This window comes from Modestobacter sp. VKM Ac-2982, from assembly GCF_026967935.1.
Lineage (GTDB): Bacteria > Actinomycetota > Actinomycetes > Mycobacteriales > Geodermatophilaceae > Modestobacter.
This window is the reverse complement of record NZ_JAPVBL010000001.1, coordinates 1384097-1398871: the sequence shown is the minus strand read 5'-3', so window position 1 is coordinate 1398871 and position 14775 is coordinate 1384097. Positions and strand designations below refer to the sequence as shown.

14 protein-coding genes and 1 pseudogene are annotated in these 14775 nt (G+C 74.5%); 2 read left to right on the top strand and 13 right to left on the bottom strand.

The window, feature by feature from the left end; genetic code table 11:
* Positions 1-2 precede the first annotated feature (2 nt).
* The 8 genes and pseudogenes from O2W20_RS06920 to rimP all read right to left on the bottom strand — a co-directional run bounded on the left by O2W20_RS06920 (position 3) and on the right by rimP (position 6744).
* Positions 3-245: a hypothetical protein gene (locus O2W20_RS06920; RefSeq protein WP_269170981.1), complete on the bottom strand. Its 243-nt coding sequence runs from the start codon at positions 243-245 to the stop codon at positions 3-5.
* On the bottom strand, positions 242-799 hold the full coding sequence (gene rbfA / locus O2W20_RS06915) for a 30S ribosome-binding factor RbfA (RefSeq protein WP_269170980.1): 558 nt from the start codon (positions 797-799) through the stop codon (positions 242-244). Before rbfA ends, O2W20_RS06920 begins: the two co-directional genes overlap by 4 nt.
* An 85-nt stretch (positions 800-884) precedes the next feature.
* A complete protein-coding gene (locus O2W20_RS06910) occupies positions 885-1184 on the bottom strand; it encodes a DUF503 domain-containing protein (RefSeq protein WP_269170979.1) in 300 nt (99 codons plus the stop codon).
* 85 nt (positions 1185-1269) lie between these two features.
* Positions 1270-3108, bottom strand: coding sequence for a translation initiation factor IF-2 (infB, locus tag O2W20_RS06905; protein ID WP_269171013.1), 1839 nt, complete (start codon positions 3106-3108; stop codon positions 1270-1272).
* Between the two features lie 1059 nt (positions 3109-4167).
* Positions 4168-4308, bottom strand: a pseudogene (locus O2W20_RS06900) (translation initiation factor IF-2 N-terminal domain-containing protein); the annotation flags it as partial.
* A gap of 212 nt (positions 4309-4520) precedes the next feature.
* Positions 4521-4787 (bottom strand): YlxR family protein, encoded by a 267-nt coding sequence (locus O2W20_RS06895; RefSeq protein WP_269170978.1) that lies wholly within the window; start codon positions 4785-4787, stop codon positions 4521-4523.
* An 8-nt stretch (positions 4788-4795) separates the two neighbouring features.
* On the bottom strand, positions 4796-5920 hold the full coding sequence (gene nusA, locus O2W20_RS06890) for a transcription termination factor NusA (protein WP_269170977.1): 1125 nt from the start codon (positions 5918-5920) through the stop codon (positions 4796-4798).
* Positions 5917-6744 carry a ribosome maturation factor RimP gene (gene rimP, locus O2W20_RS06885; protein ID WP_269170976.1) on the bottom strand — a complete coding sequence of 276 codons (828 nt, stop codon included), beginning with the start codon at positions 6742-6744 and terminating at the stop codon, positions 5917-5919. Before rimP ends, nusA begins: the two co-directional genes overlap by 4 nt.
* Positions 6745-6953: 209 nt before the next feature.
* Between rimP and O2W20_RS06880 the strand changes: the two genes are divergently transcribed.
* Together O2W20_RS06880 and O2W20_RS06875 are read left to right on the top strand one after the other, a co-directional pair.
* Positions 6954-7457 (top strand): hypothetical protein, encoded by a 504-nt coding sequence (locus tag O2W20_RS06880; protein WP_269170975.1) that lies wholly within the window; start codon positions 6954-6956, stop codon positions 7455-7457.
* Between the two features lie 39 nt (positions 7458-7496).
* On the top strand, positions 7497-7970 hold the full coding sequence (locus tag O2W20_RS06875; RefSeq protein WP_269170974.1) for a ferritin-like domain-containing protein: 474 nt from the start codon (positions 7497-7499) through the stop codon (positions 7968-7970).
* Here the strand turns inward: O2W20_RS06875 and O2W20_RS06870 are convergent.
* The 5 genes from O2W20_RS06870 to dxr form a co-directional block, all read right to left on the bottom strand.
* A complete protein-coding gene (locus O2W20_RS06870; RefSeq protein ID WP_269170973.1) occupies positions 7967-9859 on the bottom strand; it encodes a penicillin-binding transpeptidase domain-containing protein in 1893 nt (630 codons plus the stop codon). The genes O2W20_RS06875 and O2W20_RS06870 overlap by 4 nt on opposite strands.
* A 141-nt stretch (positions 9860-10000) precedes the next feature.
* Positions 10001-10855 carry a GNAT family N-acetyltransferase gene (locus O2W20_RS06865; RefSeq protein WP_269170972.1) on the bottom strand — a complete coding sequence of 285 codons (855 nt, stop codon included), beginning with the start codon at positions 10853-10855 and terminating at the stop codon, positions 10001-10003.
* Positions 10856-10892: 37 nt separating this feature from the next.
* Positions 10893-12053 (bottom strand): flavodoxin-dependent (E)-4-hydroxy-3-methylbut-2-enyl-diphosphate synthase, encoded by a 1161-nt coding sequence (gene ispG, locus O2W20_RS06860; RefSeq protein WP_442928934.1) that lies wholly within the window; start codon positions 12051-12053, stop codon positions 10893-10895.
* Between the two features lie 64 nt (positions 12054-12117).
* On the bottom strand, positions 12118-13482 hold the full coding sequence (locus O2W20_RS06855; RefSeq protein ID WP_269171011.1) for a M50 family metallopeptidase: 1365 nt from the start codon (positions 13480-13482) through the stop codon (positions 12118-12120).
* A 31-nt stretch (positions 13483-13513) separates the two neighbouring features.
* Positions 13514-14725: a 1-deoxy-D-xylulose-5-phosphate reductoisomerase gene (dxr, locus tag O2W20_RS06850; protein ID WP_269170971.1), complete on the bottom strand. Its 1212-nt coding sequence runs from the start codon at positions 14723-14725 to the stop codon at positions 13514-13516.
* Between the last annotated feature and the right edge of the window lie 50 nt (positions 14726-14775).

Sequence of the window (14775 nt, the reverse complement as noted above, 5' to 3'; positions counted from 1 at the left end):
GCTCACGTGCCGTCCGGGCTGGCGTGCGGTGGCTGCTGCGGCTCGGGGTCGGTGTTGCCGCCGCCCACCGCGTAGTGCGTGCCGTCGTCCGGCTCGTCCGCCGCGATGCTGTCGGTCGTCCCGACGTCACCCCGCTTGCCGCCGGCGGTGGGGTCACCGGTGGCCGGCTCCTCCCGCCCGCCGAACCCGGCCGCCGGCTGCTGCCCGGCCAGGTCGTCCGGGTCCGGGTCGACGGCCCCGGTCACGAGGCGTTCCGCTCGGCAGCGGCGGAGGGGCGGCCGTCGGCGTAGCCGTCGGTGCGCCCGGCAGCAGCGTCCGCCGGCTCGTCGGTCGCGACGTCGACGTCGTCGCCGTCGTCGGCGTCCTCGTCCTCCGCGTCGTCCGCGGGCTTGCGGTACGGGTCCGGCTCGCCGGCGTACTCGGCACCCTCCCGGGCGCGTGCCAGCTCGGCGTCGGCCTCCCGGACGCGGGCCAGCGCCTCCTCCAGCTCCCGGGCGGTGTCCGGGACGATGTCGGCGACGAAGGCGAGCGTGGGCACGAACTTGATCCCGGTCTGCTTGCCCACGGTGGAGCGGAGCACACCGGTGGCGCTGGCAAGGGCCCGCGCGGAGTCCTCGATCTGCTGTGCGTCGCCGTAGACGGTGTAGAACACCGTCGCCTCGCGCAGGTCACTGGTGACCCGCGCGTCGGTGATGGTGACCATCCCGAGGCGGGGGTCCTTGATCTGCATCTCGATCGTGGCGGAGACGATCTGGCGGATGCGCACCGCCAGCCGTCGCGCCCGGGCCGGGTCGGCCATCTCGGATCTCCTGGTTCGTGGGGTGGATCGGCCCCTCGCCGGGCCGCCGCGAGGCTCCCAGCGGTGGGGCGAGAGGGTTCGTCCGTCAGTCGGTCTCGCTGAACAACTGCCTGTGCGTGGACAGCAGCGTCACCTCTGGCCGGTCTGCCAGCAACCGCTCGCAGGCGTCGAGGACGTCGGTCACCTGAGCGGGCTGGCCCGCCACGGTGGCGACCCCGACCCGCGCACGACGGTGCAGGTCGGGGTCGCCCACCTCGGCGGCGGCCACGGCGAAGCGGCGCCGCAGCTCGGCCACGATCGGCCGGACCACGGCGCGCTTCTCCTTGAGCGAGTGCACGTCGCCCAGCAACAGGTCGGCGGTGAGCGTGCCCGTGAACACGCTCACCGCCTCTCCGTTGCTCAGTGCATCACGGCCCCGTCCCGAGGCTCACGCCGAGCCTGCGCGGCGTGAGGAGGACGGGGTCCTCCCGTCACGCGCGCGGCTTCTCGCGCAGCTCGAACGTCTGGATGACGTCCTCGGGCTTGATGTCGTTGAACGACCCCAGCCCGACACCGCACTCGTAGCCCTCCCGGACCTCGGTCGCGTCGTCCTTGAAGCGACGCAGCGACTCGACGGTCAGGTTGTCCGCGACCACGGCGCCGTCCCGGATGAGACGGGCCTTGGAGTTGCGGACGATCGTGCCGCTGCGCACCAGCGAGCCGGCGACGTTGCCGATCTTCGGGACCCGGAAGACCTCGCGGACCTCCGCGGTGCCCAGCTGCACCTCTTCGTACTCGGGCTTGAGCATGCCCTTGAGCGCGGACTCGATCTCCTCGATGGCCTGGTAGATGACCGTGTAGTACCGGACGTCCACGCCTTCGCGGGCGGCGAGCTCGGTGGCCTGACCCTCGGCCCGGACGTTGAAGCCCAGGACGATGACGTCGTCGGCCAGCGCCAGGTCGATGTCGCTCTTGGTGATCCCGCCGACGCCGCGGTGGATGACCCGCAGCGTGAGGTCGTCGCTCACCTCGATCTTCATCAGCGCCTCTTCGAGCGCCTCGACGGTGCCCGAGTTGTCGCCCTTGATGATCAGGTTGAGCTGACGGGTCTCCCTGAGCGCCGCGTCGAGGTCCTCCAGGCTGATCCGCTTCCGCATGGACGCGTTCTGCGCGTTGCGGATGCGGGCCTGACGGCGATCGGCGATCTGCCGGGCGATCCGGTCCTCCTCGACGACGAGGAAGGTGTCACCGGCGCGCGGCACGGAGGTCAGGCCGACGACCTGGACCGGACGGGCCGGCAGGGCCTCCTTGAGCTTGTTGCCGTGCTCGTCGAGCAGCGACCGGACGCGACCGTAGGCGTCGCCGGCCACGATCGAGTCGCCCTGGCGCAGGGTGCCGCGCTGGACCAGCACCGTGGCGACGGGGCCACGACCCTTGTCCAGCTTGCCCTCGATGACCACACCCTGAGGGTCCTGGCCCACGTTGGCGCGCAGGTCCAGCGAGGCGTCGGCGGTCAGCAGGATCGAGGTCAGCAGGTCGTCCAGGCCCTGACGGGTGGTCGCGGAGACGTCGACGAACATCGTGTCGCCGCCGTACTCCTCGGCCACCAGCCCGTACTCGGTGAGCTGCTGACGGATCTTGGCGGGGTTGGCCCCCTCCTTGTCGATCTTGTTGACCGCGACCACGATCGGCACCTCGGCGGCCTGGGCGTGGTTGAGCGCCTCGACCGTCTGCGGCATGACGCCGTCGTCGGCGGCCACGACCAGGACGACGATGTCGGTGACCTTCGCGCCGCGGGCACGCATCGCGGTGAACGACTCGTGACCCGGGGTGTCGATGAAGGTGACCGGGCGCTCGTTGCCCTCGAGCTCGGTGACGATCTGGTAGGCGCCGATGTGCTGGGTGATGCCACCGGCCTCCTTGCCCGCCACGTTGGCGTGCCGGAGCGCGTCCAGGAGCTTGGTCTTCCCGTGGTCGACGTGACCCATGACGGTCACGACCGGCGGACGGATGCCCCAGTCGTCCTCGTCGTCGCTCTCCTCGTCACCGAAGGTGAGGTCGAAGGTGTCGAGGAGCTCGCGGTCCTCGTCCTCCGGGCTGACGACCTGGATGACCCAGCCGATCTCGGCACCCAGCAGCTGCAGGGTGTCGTCGTTGACCGACTGCGTCGCGGTGATCATCTCGCCCAGGTGGAACAGGGCGGTGACCAGCGCAGCCGGCTCGGCGTTGATCCGCTCGGCCAGGTCGGTCAGCGAGGCGCCACGCGGCAGGCGGACGGTCTGTCCGTTGCCCCGGGGCAGCGAGACGCCGCCCATGCTCGGCGCCGCCATGGAGTCGAACTCCTGACGCCGCTGCTTCTTGCTCTTGCGTCCACGGACCGGACCGCGACCACCCGGACGCCCGAAGGCACCCGCGGTGCCGGCACCCGAGCCACCGCGACCACGGCCACGGCCACCGCCGCCACCACCGGGACGGAAACCGCCACCGGCCGGCGCGCCGCCACCGGGACCACCGGGGCCACCGCCACCGGGACGGAAGCCACCGCCACCGCCGGGACCACCCGGACGGCCACGACCAGCGGCGCCGCCGGGGCCACCAGGGCCACCGGCGCGACCGCCACCGGCCGGCCGCGGCGGCATCATGCCGGGGCTCGGACGCTGCGGCATCATGCCGGGGTTGGGACGGGGTCCACCCGGACCGGCGGCGGGACGGGGCCCGCCAGGACCGGACGCGGGGCGCGGGCCACCGGCGCCGGCACCCGGACGGGGCCCACCCGGAGCCGGACGCGGTCCACCGGGACCGGCCTGACCGGGCGCACCGCCACCCGGACGCGGACCGGCGGCAGCCGGACGCGGGGCGCTGCTGAAGGGGTTGTTGCCCGGCCGGGGGGCCGGACGGGGGCCGGGCCGCGGCCCGGGAGCGGCCGGACGCGGGGCACCCGGAGTGGCTCCACCGGCGGCCGGGCCGCCGGTCGGTGCACCACCGGCGGGACGCGGGGCCGGGGCAGCCGGACGAGCGCCCGGCTGGGCCGGGGCGGCCGGAGCCTGCTGGTCCGGGGCGCTGGCAGCGGGCTGCTGCGCAGCCGGTGCCTCGGCCGCCGGCTGCTGCGGCGCCGGCCGGGGGCCGGGACGCGGGCCGGGGGCAGCCGGACGGGCCGGCGACGGAGCCGGCACGTCAGCCCGGGCCGCAGGGGCCTGCGGGGCAGGTGCCTGCGGCGCGGCCGGAGCCGGGGTCGGTGCTGCGGGGGCCGGAGCCGCCGGGGCGGCCGGAGCAGCCGCCACGGGCGGGGCCGGTCGAGGGCCGGGTGCGCCGGGACGGGGACCGGGGCGGGCACCAGAGGCGTTGCCGCCACCGGAGCTCGGGGCGCCGTCGCCGGGGAAGGCCTCACGCAGCCGTCGGGCCACCGGGGCCTCGACGGTGGACGAGGCGGACTTCACGAACTCGCCCTGCTCCTTGAGCTTGGCGAGCACTGTCTTGCTGTCGATACCGAGCTCTTTGGCGAGCTCGTGTACGCGGGCCTTGCCTGGCACGGGTCTCCTCTGGTGAGGCCGGCGGCTGGCCCGCTCGACCTCTGATTCAGTGGTGCATGGTCATCGTGGCGACTTCACGGGTTGCTCATCCGAGGTCGTCCTGCTCTCGACTGTGGACCGGCCGGGTGCCGGTCCGACTGGATCGCGCTCAGTGCTGGGTGCTCACTGCCTGGTGCTCGGTGCTGTCCGTCCGGGACCGGCGCCATGGCGGGTCAGCTGACCTGCCGGAGGACGTGGGCCTCGAGCGAGCCGGTCTCCAGCGGCGTGCTGCTGCGCAGCGCGCGCGGGAAGGCCCGGCGCCGAACTGCTGCCTGCAGGCACTCCGCGGTGGGGTGCAGGGACGCACCCCGGCCGGGGAGCCGTCGCCGCGGGTCAGGGGTGAGCCCCCCGCCGCGGACGACGACACGCAACAGCTCGGTGACCGGTGCGCGTCGCCGGCACCCCACACAGGTGCGGACCGGCGTCGACGAATCGGCCATCACGGAGTCTAGCGCGCCGCGGGCCCGGGATGTTCCGCGCGTCGCACGGGGGGCCGCTGACCGCCCTGTGGACCGCGGGCCCCGGGCCGACCGGCCTGCACTCCCGGACGCAAGGGGGCCCGCCCGACACCCGGGGAGACCGGGGCAGCGCCGTCGGTGGACTCGGCGTCACTGCGGATGTCGATGCGGCACCCGGTGAGCCGAGCGGCCAGCCGGGCGTTCTGCCCCTCCTTGCCGATCGCGAGCGACAGCTGGTAGTCGGGCACCACCACCTGTACGGCCCGCGCGGTCGGGTCGACCACCCGCGCGCTGGTGACCCGCGCGGGCGACAACGCGGAGGCGACGAAGCTCGCCTCGTCGTCGGACCAGTCGACGATGTCGATCTTCTCGCCGTGCAGGTCGCTCATCACGTTGCGGACCCGCTGGCCCATCGGACCGATGCAGGCGCCCTTGGCGTTGAGCCCGGGGACGCTCGTGCGGACGGCGATCTTCGACCGGTGCCCGGCCTCCCGGGCCACCGCGACGATCTCCACGCTGCCGTCGGCGACCTCGGGGACCTCCAGCGCGAAGAGCTTGCGCACCAGGTTGGGGTGGGTGCGCGACAGCGTCACCTGCGGACCGCGGAACGTGCGGGCGACCGAGACGACGTAGGCCTTCAGCCGGCTGCCGTGGCGGTAGTCCTCGCCGGGCACCTGCTCGGGCGCCGGCAGGGTGGCCTCCACCTTGCCGATGTCGACCAGCACCATGCCCTGGGTGTTGCGGCGGTCGTGCGCCTGCACGATGCCGCTGACGATGTCGCCCTCCTTGCCGGCGTACTCACCGAACGTCTGCTCGTGCTCGGCGTCCCGCAGCCGCTGGATGATCACCTGCTTGGCGGTGCTGGCCGCGATCCGGCCGAAGTCGGAGGGGGTGTCGTCCCACTCGTGCACGACCTCGCCGTCCGGGCCCAGCTCCTGCGCCAGGACGGCGACCTCGCCGCTCTTGCGGTCGATCTGCACGCGCACGTGCTTGGCCGCCCCGTCCGCGTGCCGGTACGCGGTGACCAGGGCGGTCTCGATCGCCTGCAGCACCGTGTCCGCGGGGATGCCCTTCTCCCGCTCGACCGCCTTGAGGGCCGTCACGTCGATGTTCACTTGTTGCCTCCTCGTCGCGGCCGGGGGTCCCGCGGCGCGCGGCGCGGGGCCGGTCGCCCGGTCCTCCCGCTCGCGTCGGTCGCGTCGTCCCCGGCCGGGTCCTGCTCGTGGTCGTGCTCGGCGCCCGCGGGCGCCTCGTCGTCGGTCTCGTCGTCGTCCTGGTGCGCCTCGTCGTCCTGGTGCGCCTCGTCGTCCTGGTGCGCCTCGTCGTCCTGGTGCTCGTCGTCGTGCTCGTCCTCGTCGTGCTCGTCGTCGGTGCCGTCGCCGAGGTGGACCAGCGCGGCGTCCCGGTGCCCGGCCGGACGGGTGAACTCCACCTGCACCCGGGCCTCGCCCAGCTCGGCCCAACGCACGGTGCGCTCGCCGACCGCCTTGCGCACCTGGCCCTTCTTGGTGCCGCCCTTCTCCACGGCCAGCACGACCCCGTCGTCGTCGACCCGGAGGACCCGCCCGGTCAGCTGGTCCCGGCCGGAGTCGGGGCCGACGGCGACGCTGACCAGCCGGCCGACGTTGCGGCGCCAGTGCCGCGGCAGGGTGAGCGGACGGTCGACGCCGGGGCTGGTGACCTCCAGGACGTAGGGCGAGCGGCCCAGCGCCTCGTCCTGCGCGTCGAGCACCTCCGACAGTGCACGGCTGAGCCCGGCGACGTCGTCCAGGCTGACCCCGGCGTCCCGGTCGATCACGACCCGGACCACCGACCGCTGGCCGGCGGGGCGGACGACGAGCTCCTCCAGGTCGTAGCCGGCGGCGGTGACCACGGGCTCGACCCAGCCGGTCAGCTTGGCGGTCACCACGTCCGCGGTGCCGGCACCTCGGGTGGACACCGACTGCCTCCTGTTGTCTGGGAACCGCGACGTGCCCACCGGAGGTGGACCCGGTGCCGACCGGTCGGACCCGACGGGCCACCGGCGTGCTGCGCGTGAACCGTCAGGCTACCGCCCGCACCGGCGGCACCACCGGTCCCGCGGGTGGCGACCGCCGCGCCGGTGCGTTCGGCGAGGACAGCCCCCCGGGACTGTCAGGATGGACGGCGATGTCCGGACTCCTCCCCGCTCCCCCGGCCGCCGGCGCCTTCACCCGACGGAGCCTGCTGGTCGCCACCCTCGCCGGCACCGCGCTGGTCGCCGCCGGCTGCACCGGCACCCCCGGCGACGTGACCGACGCGGTGACGCCGGCGCAGGTCGACCAGCTGGCCGCCCAGGTCCGGGTGCAGGAGGCCGTGGTGACCGCCTACGACCAGGCGTTGAGCACCTCCCCCGAGCTCGCCGCGTCGCTGACCCCGCTCGCCGCACAGGCGCTCGCGCAGCTGGACCGGCTCCGGGGAGCCGCCCCCGGGGACCTCGGCACGACCGCCGCGGCGACCAGCGGCGGCGCCGCACCCACCGACCCGACGGAGGCGCGCGCCTGGCTGCGGGGCCTCGTCGGCACTGCGGCCGCCGCACACGCCGCGGCCTGCCCGGAGTTCACCGGAGGCCGCGCGGCGCTGCTCGGCAGCATCGCGGCGGGCCTCCGGGGGCAGGAGACGGTGCTGGCATGACCGCTGCTCCGGAGCACCCCGCCGGGAGAGGGGACGACGATGGCTGACGGGACCCGCTCACCCTCCGCGTCGCCGACCGCACCGGAGAACGCCGCACTGCAGGAGGCGCTGGCCGCGGCCCGCGTGGCGATCTGGGGCTACGGGGTCGTCGGTGCGGCGCTCCCGCTGGAGTCCCGGGACCTCGTCGTCGCGTGCGAGCTGGCGTACCTGGACCTCCGCGACCAGCTGATCGCCCTGCTCAGCGCCCGGCAGGTCGAGCCGGTCGACGACGAACCGGGGTACACGCTGCCCTTCCCGGTGCTGTCCCCGGTCGACGCCGCCGCGCTGGCGGTGACGCTGGAGGAGGGGTCGTCCGCAGCCTGGACGTGGGTGCTGGACCAGGCGACCGAGCGCAGCACCCGCGAGCTCGCCGTGGCGGCGCTGGGCGCCGCCGAGCTGCGGGCGGTCGACTGGCGTGTCCGGGCCGGCCTCACCCCACCCACCACTGCGTTCCCCGGCCTGCCGGAGGCCTAGCCGCCGAGGGCGGCGAGGAACGCGTCGGCGACCGGGACGGCGACGCTGCTGGACTGCCCCGCCTCGACCAGGACGGCGAAGGCGATGTCGCCCTGCGGGCCGCCGAGCTGGTAGCCCATGAACCACCCGTGTGCGTCCAGCGGGGTGTTCGTGCCGTACTCCGCGGTGCCGGTCTTCCCAAACACCTCGCCGCGGTCGGCCAGTTCGGCGGCCGTCCCGCTGACCACCACCTGGCGCATCATCGGCCGCAGCGCGTCCAGGACGGCCGGGGCGGGCCCGGCGGGGGCCGCACCGGCCGGCTCGTCGCCGACGACCTCCACGGGCACGGCCGGGGTGCCGCTGGCGATGCCGGCGGCGACCAGCGCCAGCTGCGCCGGGCTCATCAGCACCTGGCCCTGGCCGATCGCGTCGGCGGCCTCGGTGGTGCCGGTGCTCGCTGCCGGCACCTCCCCGCTGAAGACGTCGACCGGCAGCTGCCAGTCGGTGCCCACCCCGTAGGAGGCGGCCGCGTCGGCGAGCGCACCGTCGGGGAGGGTCAGGGCCTGCTGGATGAAGGTGGTGTTGCAGGACCGGGCGAACGCCTCGGTCATCGGCACCGTCCCGAGGTCGAACTGGTCCTCGTTCTCGAACTCCCGGCCCTCGACCGTGGTCGTGGCCGGGCAGGGCACGAGCGTGTCCGGGGCGACCGTGCCGGCCGACAGCAGCGCCGTCGCCGTGATCGTCTTCATGGCCGAGCCGGGCGGGAACTGCCCGGCCAGGGCGTTGACCGGGTTGGCCGCCTCGTTGGAGCTGACCGCCAGGAGCTCCCCGGTGCCCGGCCGGACCGCCACCAGGTGGGTGGCGAGCGGCTGGGTGGCCACGGCGGCGTCGGCGGCGTTCTGGACCGCCGGCAGCAGCGGGGTCTGGACGGGGGTGCCCGGCACGGGCTCGACGGTCCCCACCACCCGCCCGGGGTCCTCGAGGGCCTCGTCGGTGCTGACCACCCGGACGGTGAACCCGGGGGTGCCGGCCAGCTGCTCCTGGCGGGCCCGCTGCAGGCCGGAGAGGCCCAGCCGGTCCCCGGCGGCGTAGCGCTGCTCGTCGTCGGCGTCGACGGAGCCCTCCAGCACCTCGGCGGTGGCCTCCCCGACCCGGCCCAGCAACGCGAGCCCGAACCGGGACGAAGGCGCCAGCAGCCGGGTGCTGGTCGGGAAGACCGCCCCGGGCAGGTCGTAGACCTGGGCGCGGATCGCCTCGAAGTCCGCGCGGCGCAGGGTGATCACCGGGACGAACTGCCCGGCCGGCGCCGCCTGCACGTCGGCGGTGATCTCCTCCGCCGGGATCCCGGTCGCCGCGGCAAGCCCGGCGGCCAGCGCCGGCAGGTCGGTGACCTGGCCGGTGTCCACCCCGACGTCGACCACCTCGGTCTCGACGAACAGCGGCGCGCCGGTGCCGTCGGTGATCGGAGCGCGCTCCGGCAGCGACCGGGCGAGCTCCAGGTGCTGGCCGTCGGCCAGCTCCGGGTGGACGACGGCCGGGGAGGCGACGACCTCCCAGCGGTCCTCGCCGTCCTGCTCGCCCTCCTGGAGCTCCAGGGTGGCGTCGTAGGTCCAGTCCGGCGCCGCGGCGAGGTCCCAGGTGGCCTGCCAGGCGACGGTCGCCGCGCCGTCCTCGACCTGCAACTCGCCCAGCTCGGTGGTCAGGGTCGCGTCGGGCAGGTCCTCGGCGGTCTGCTCGAGCAGGGCACCGGTCGCCGCGGGGTCGGTGGTGCGGTCGGCGGCTGCGTCCGCCCGGCCAGCGGCCCAGTCGTCGAGGAACGCCTGTGCGGCGTCCCGGACGTCGTCGGAGGGGTCGCTGGAGCACCCGGCCAGCAGCGGGGCGAGCACCAGCACCGCGGTGCCTCCGGCCATCGCCCCCCGGACGGTCGCCCCGCGCCTGCTGCTGGATCCGTGTCGGCTGCGCACGGCCCCACCCTGGCAGAAGGCCGCGGCCGATCCGGAACTCCTCGCCGCACCAGCCCCAGGGCTCACAGGACGGCTGGAACAGGACGTCTAGAACAGGACGGAGGCGAACGTGCCGACCTGCTGGAAGCCGACCCGCTCGTAGACGGCGCGCGCGGCGTGGTTGTAGTCGTTGACGTAGAGGCTCACCACCGGGGCGATCGCCGCGCGGGCGTACTCGACCACCGCCGCGGTGCCCCGCTGCCCGATCCCCTTCCCGCGGTGCTGCGGGGAGACCCACACGCCCTGCACCTGGCACGCGTCCCGGGAGACGGCGCCGACGTCTGCCTTGAAGAGCACCTCACCGCGCTCGATCCAGGCGAGCGAGTGACCCGCGCGGACCATCTCCGCCACCCGGGCGCGGTAGCCGGCACCGCCGTCGACCCGCGTGGGGCTGACCCCCACCTCCTCGGTGAACATGGCGACCGCGGCCGGCAGCAGGGTGTCCAGCTCCTCGGGCCGCACCGGGCGCACCTGCGGCTCCGCCGGGAGCTGTGAGGGGCCGGAGATGGCCAGCAGCGGCTGACGGGCGCGCACCTCCCGCGCCGGGCCCCACGAGGGCGCCAGCACCTCCCACAGCGGCAGCACGGCCGCCGCCGGGCCGACCACGGTCGAGCACCGACGCCCGGCCCGCCGGGCCCGGTCGGCGAACGCGGCCGCTGCCGCCTGCTCGGCACCGGGCCTGGCCAAGGGGATCAGGTTGGCGCCGGCCAGGCAGACCGCGTCCAGCCGGCGACCGGCGTACAGGCCCCACAGCGGCGCGCCCAGGGACGCCGTCGCGGTGCCGTGGGTCTCGATCCGCCCGGCGAGCATGCAGGCGCCGACCGGGTCGGTGGCCAACAGCTCCCGGACGGCGCCCTCGTCGCCGGCGTCCAGGACCCGGGCGGGGGACGACGAGCGCAGCACGCGGACCACTGTCCTCCGTCGACCGGTGCGGGCGGGGTCAGGAGACGGAGACGACCGGCGGACCGGACGGGGTGCCGTCGGCCGTCTGCGCCTCGGCGATCCGCATGGCCTCCTCGATCAGGGTCTCCACGATCATCGACTCGGGAACGGTCTTGACGACCTCGCCCTTGACGAAGATCTGCCCCTTGCCGTTGCCGGAGGCGACGCCCAGGTCGGCCTCGCGGGCCTCCCCCGGGCCGTTCACCACGCAGCCCATGACGGCGACCCGCAGCGGCACCTCCATGCCCTCCAGCCCTGCGGTGACCTCGTCGGCGAGCTTGTAGACGTCGACCTGGGCCCGGCCGCACGAGGGGCAGCTCACGATCTCCAGGCCGCGCTGGCGCAGGTTCAGCGACTCCAGGATCTGGTTGCCGACCTTGACCTCCTCCGCCGGCGGGGCGGACAGGGAGACCCGGATCGTGTCGCCGATCCCCTGGGACAGCAGCGCACCGAAGGCGACCGCGGACTTGATGGTCCCCTGGAAGGCGGGGCCGGCCTCGGTCACGCCGAGGTGCAGCGGGTAGTCGCACTGGGCGGCCAGCAGCTCGTAGGCGCGCACCATGACCACCGGGTCGTTGTGCTTCACCGAGATCTTGATGTCCCGGAAGTCGTGCTCCTCGAACAGCGAGCACTCCCACAGCGCGGACTCGACCAGCGCCTCCGGGGTGGCCTTGCCGTACTTGGCCAGCAGGCGCTTGTCGAGCGAGCCGGCGTTCACCCCGATCCGGATCGGGGTGCCGGCGTCCTTGGCCGCCCGGGCGATCTCGCCGACCTTGTCGTCGAACTTCTTGATGTTGCCCGGGTTGACCCGCACGGCGGCGCACCCGGCGTCGATCGCGGCGAACACGTACCGCGGCTGGAAGTGGATGTCGGCGATGACCGGGATCTGCGACTTCCTCGCGATGATCGACAGCGCCTCGGCGTCGTCGGTGTCGGGCACCGCGACCCGCACGATCTGGCAGCCGGAGGCGGTGAGCTCGGCGATCTGCTGGAGCGTGGCGTTGATGTCGGCGGTCTTGGTGGTGCACATCGACTGGACGCTGACCGGGGAGTCGCTGCCGATCCCGACGCCGCCCACGTCCAGCTGTCGCGTCTTGCGTCGGGGAGCGAGGACGGGAGGGGGCGCAGCCGGCATGCCGAGACTGACGGGGATCGCCATGGCCTCAGTATCTACCGCCGGCGACGGCGCCGCCGGTGACCCCGCTGTGACGTCGGTGCGACGGTCAGCCGAGCGTGATCGGGTTGACCAGGTCGGCGATGACCAGGAGCCCGGACAGCAGGATGAACAGCCCCGCCACGACGTAGGCCACCGGCATCAGCCGGGCGATGTCGAACGGGCCGGGATCGGGCCGCCCGCGCAGCCGCGCCACGGTCGAGCGCGCCTTCTCGTACAGGGCACCGGCGACGTGGCCGCCGTCCAGCGGGTAGAGCGGCACGAGGTTGAACAGGAACAGCACCAGGTTGACGCTGGCGAGCAGCGACACGAAGAAGCTGAGCTTGTCCACGTTGCTGAAGCGCTCCAGGGCGAACGCCTCGCCGGACAGCCGGCTGACCCCGACCAGGCCGATCGGCCCCTCGCGGTCGCGCTCCTCGCCCATGAAGGTGGCCCGGAACAGCTGCGGGATGCGCTCGGGGATCTGCACCAGCCGCTGGACCGACTCGACGACCACGGTGCCGAAGTAGCCCGGCAGCGAGCTCAGCGGCTGGCCGACGTACTCCGTCGCGGACTGGACGCCGAGGTACCCGACCTCCTGCGTGCCGTCGGGCTCCCCGTCCCCGTCCGGGTCGGTGTAGACGGTGTTCTGGATCGGGGTGACCGTGAGGTCGAGCTGCTGGGCGGCACCATCGCCGTCCGGCCGGGCGACGGTCAGGGTCAGTGGGGTGCTGGCGCTGGCCTGCACCGTCTCGACCAGCGCCTCCCAGCCGTCGCCCGGTTCCTGGGTGACCGGTTCACCGTCGATGGCCAGGATGGTGTCGCCGGCCTGCAGCCCGGCCTGCGCGGCCGGGCCGGCCGGCGGCAGGGCGCAGTCCACCGAGCCGGCGGCGCACAGCTCGCCGGCCGGGGTGATCGGCACGTCGCAGGGGTCGCCCGCGCTGGCGCTGGCTGCGCCGGCCGGCAGCACGCAGTCGGGCACGTCCGCGATCGTGGTGGTGGTCGTCGGCAGGCCGATGCCCACCAGCAGGACCAGGAAGAGCAGCACCGCCAGCACCAGGTTGTGGAAGGGGCCGGCGAACATCACGATCACCCGCTGCCACCACGGCTTGGCGTAGAACACCCGCCCGCGGTCGGTGGGCAGGACGTCGTTGAGGGCCGCCCCGCGCACCTCGGCGATGAAGCTGCGCATCCGGGTGGCGCGCTTGCTCTCGCCCTCCTCGGCCGGCGGGATCATGCCGACGATGCGGATGTAGCCGCCGAGCGGGATCGCCTTGATGCCGAACTCGGTCTCCCCGCGGCGGCGGGACCAGACCGTCGGCCCGAAGCCGACGAAGAACTGCGGCACCCGCATGCCGAACTTCCGGGCCCAGTAGAAGTGCCCGAACTCGTGGAAGCCGATGCTGAACAACAGCCCGACGGCGAAGGCGACGATCCCGAGGACCGTCAGGAGGAACCCGCTCAGCTCAGCCTCCGGCGATGGCGCCGCGAGCGTGCTCCCGGGCCCACTTCTCAGCGGCCAGCACGTCCTCGACGCAGGTGGGTGCGCCGAGGTCCGGCGCGGCGTCGAGGGTACGCGCGATCACCTGCACGATCGCTGGGAACGACAGGTGTCCGGCTGTGAACGCGGCGACCGCCTCCTCGTTGGCCGCGTTGTAGAGCGCCGGGACGACGCCCCCGGCCTCCCCCGCCTGCCGGGCCAGCCGGACCGCCGGGAAGACCTCGCCGTCCAGGGGCAGGAACTCCCAGGTGCTCGCGGTCGACCAGTCCAGGGCCGGCTGGACGTCCGGCAGCCGGTCCGGCCACGCCAGCGCCAGGGCGATCGGCAGCCGCATGTCCGGCGGGCTGGCCTGGGCGATCGTCGCCCCGTCGGTGAACGTCACCATCGAGTGCACGATCGACTGCGGGTGCACCACCACGTCGATGTCGGCGTACGGGACGCCGAAGAGCAGGTGCGCCTCGATCAGCTCCAGCCCCTTGTTCACCAGGGTCGCGGAGTTGATGGTCACCACCGGGCCCATGTCCCAGGTGGGGTGGGCCAGCGCCTGTTCCCGGGTGACGCCGGCGAGCTCCGCGGCGCTGCGGCCCCGGAACGGCCCGCCGCTGGCGGTGAGCACCAGCCGGGCCACCTCGCCCCGCGCACCACCGCGCAGGCACTGGGCGAGTGCGGAGTGCTCGGAGTCGACCGGCACCAGCTGACCGGGTGCGGCCGCCGCCGTCACCAGTGCGCCACCGGCGACCAGCGATTCCTTGTTGGCCAGGGCGACGGTGCGCCCGGCGGCGAGCGCCGAGAGCGTCGGCCGCAGCCCGATCGACCCGGTGATGCCGTTGAGGACGACATCGGCCGGGCGGGCGGCCAGCTCCTCGGCGGCACGGGGGCCGGCCAGGATCTCCGGGAGGGCGTAGTGCCCCTGCGCCCAGCCGCGCTGCTGGGCCGCCGCGTAGAAGGCGAGCTGCAGGTCCTGGGCAGCGGTGGCCCGGGCGATCGCGACGGTGCGCACGCCCAGCGAGAGGGCCTGCTCGGCCAGCAGCGCCACGTCCCCCCCGCCGGCGGCGAGCCCGGTGACCCGCAACCGTCCCGGGTTCTGCCGGGCGACGGCGATCGCCTGGCGCCCGATCGACCCGGTGGACCCCAGCACGGTGACCGTCCGGGGTTCGGTGCTGCGCGGCTCGCTCATGCCCGTGATCCTGCCAAGCCCGCCGCGGTCCGCCCGTCGGCACCGGCCGG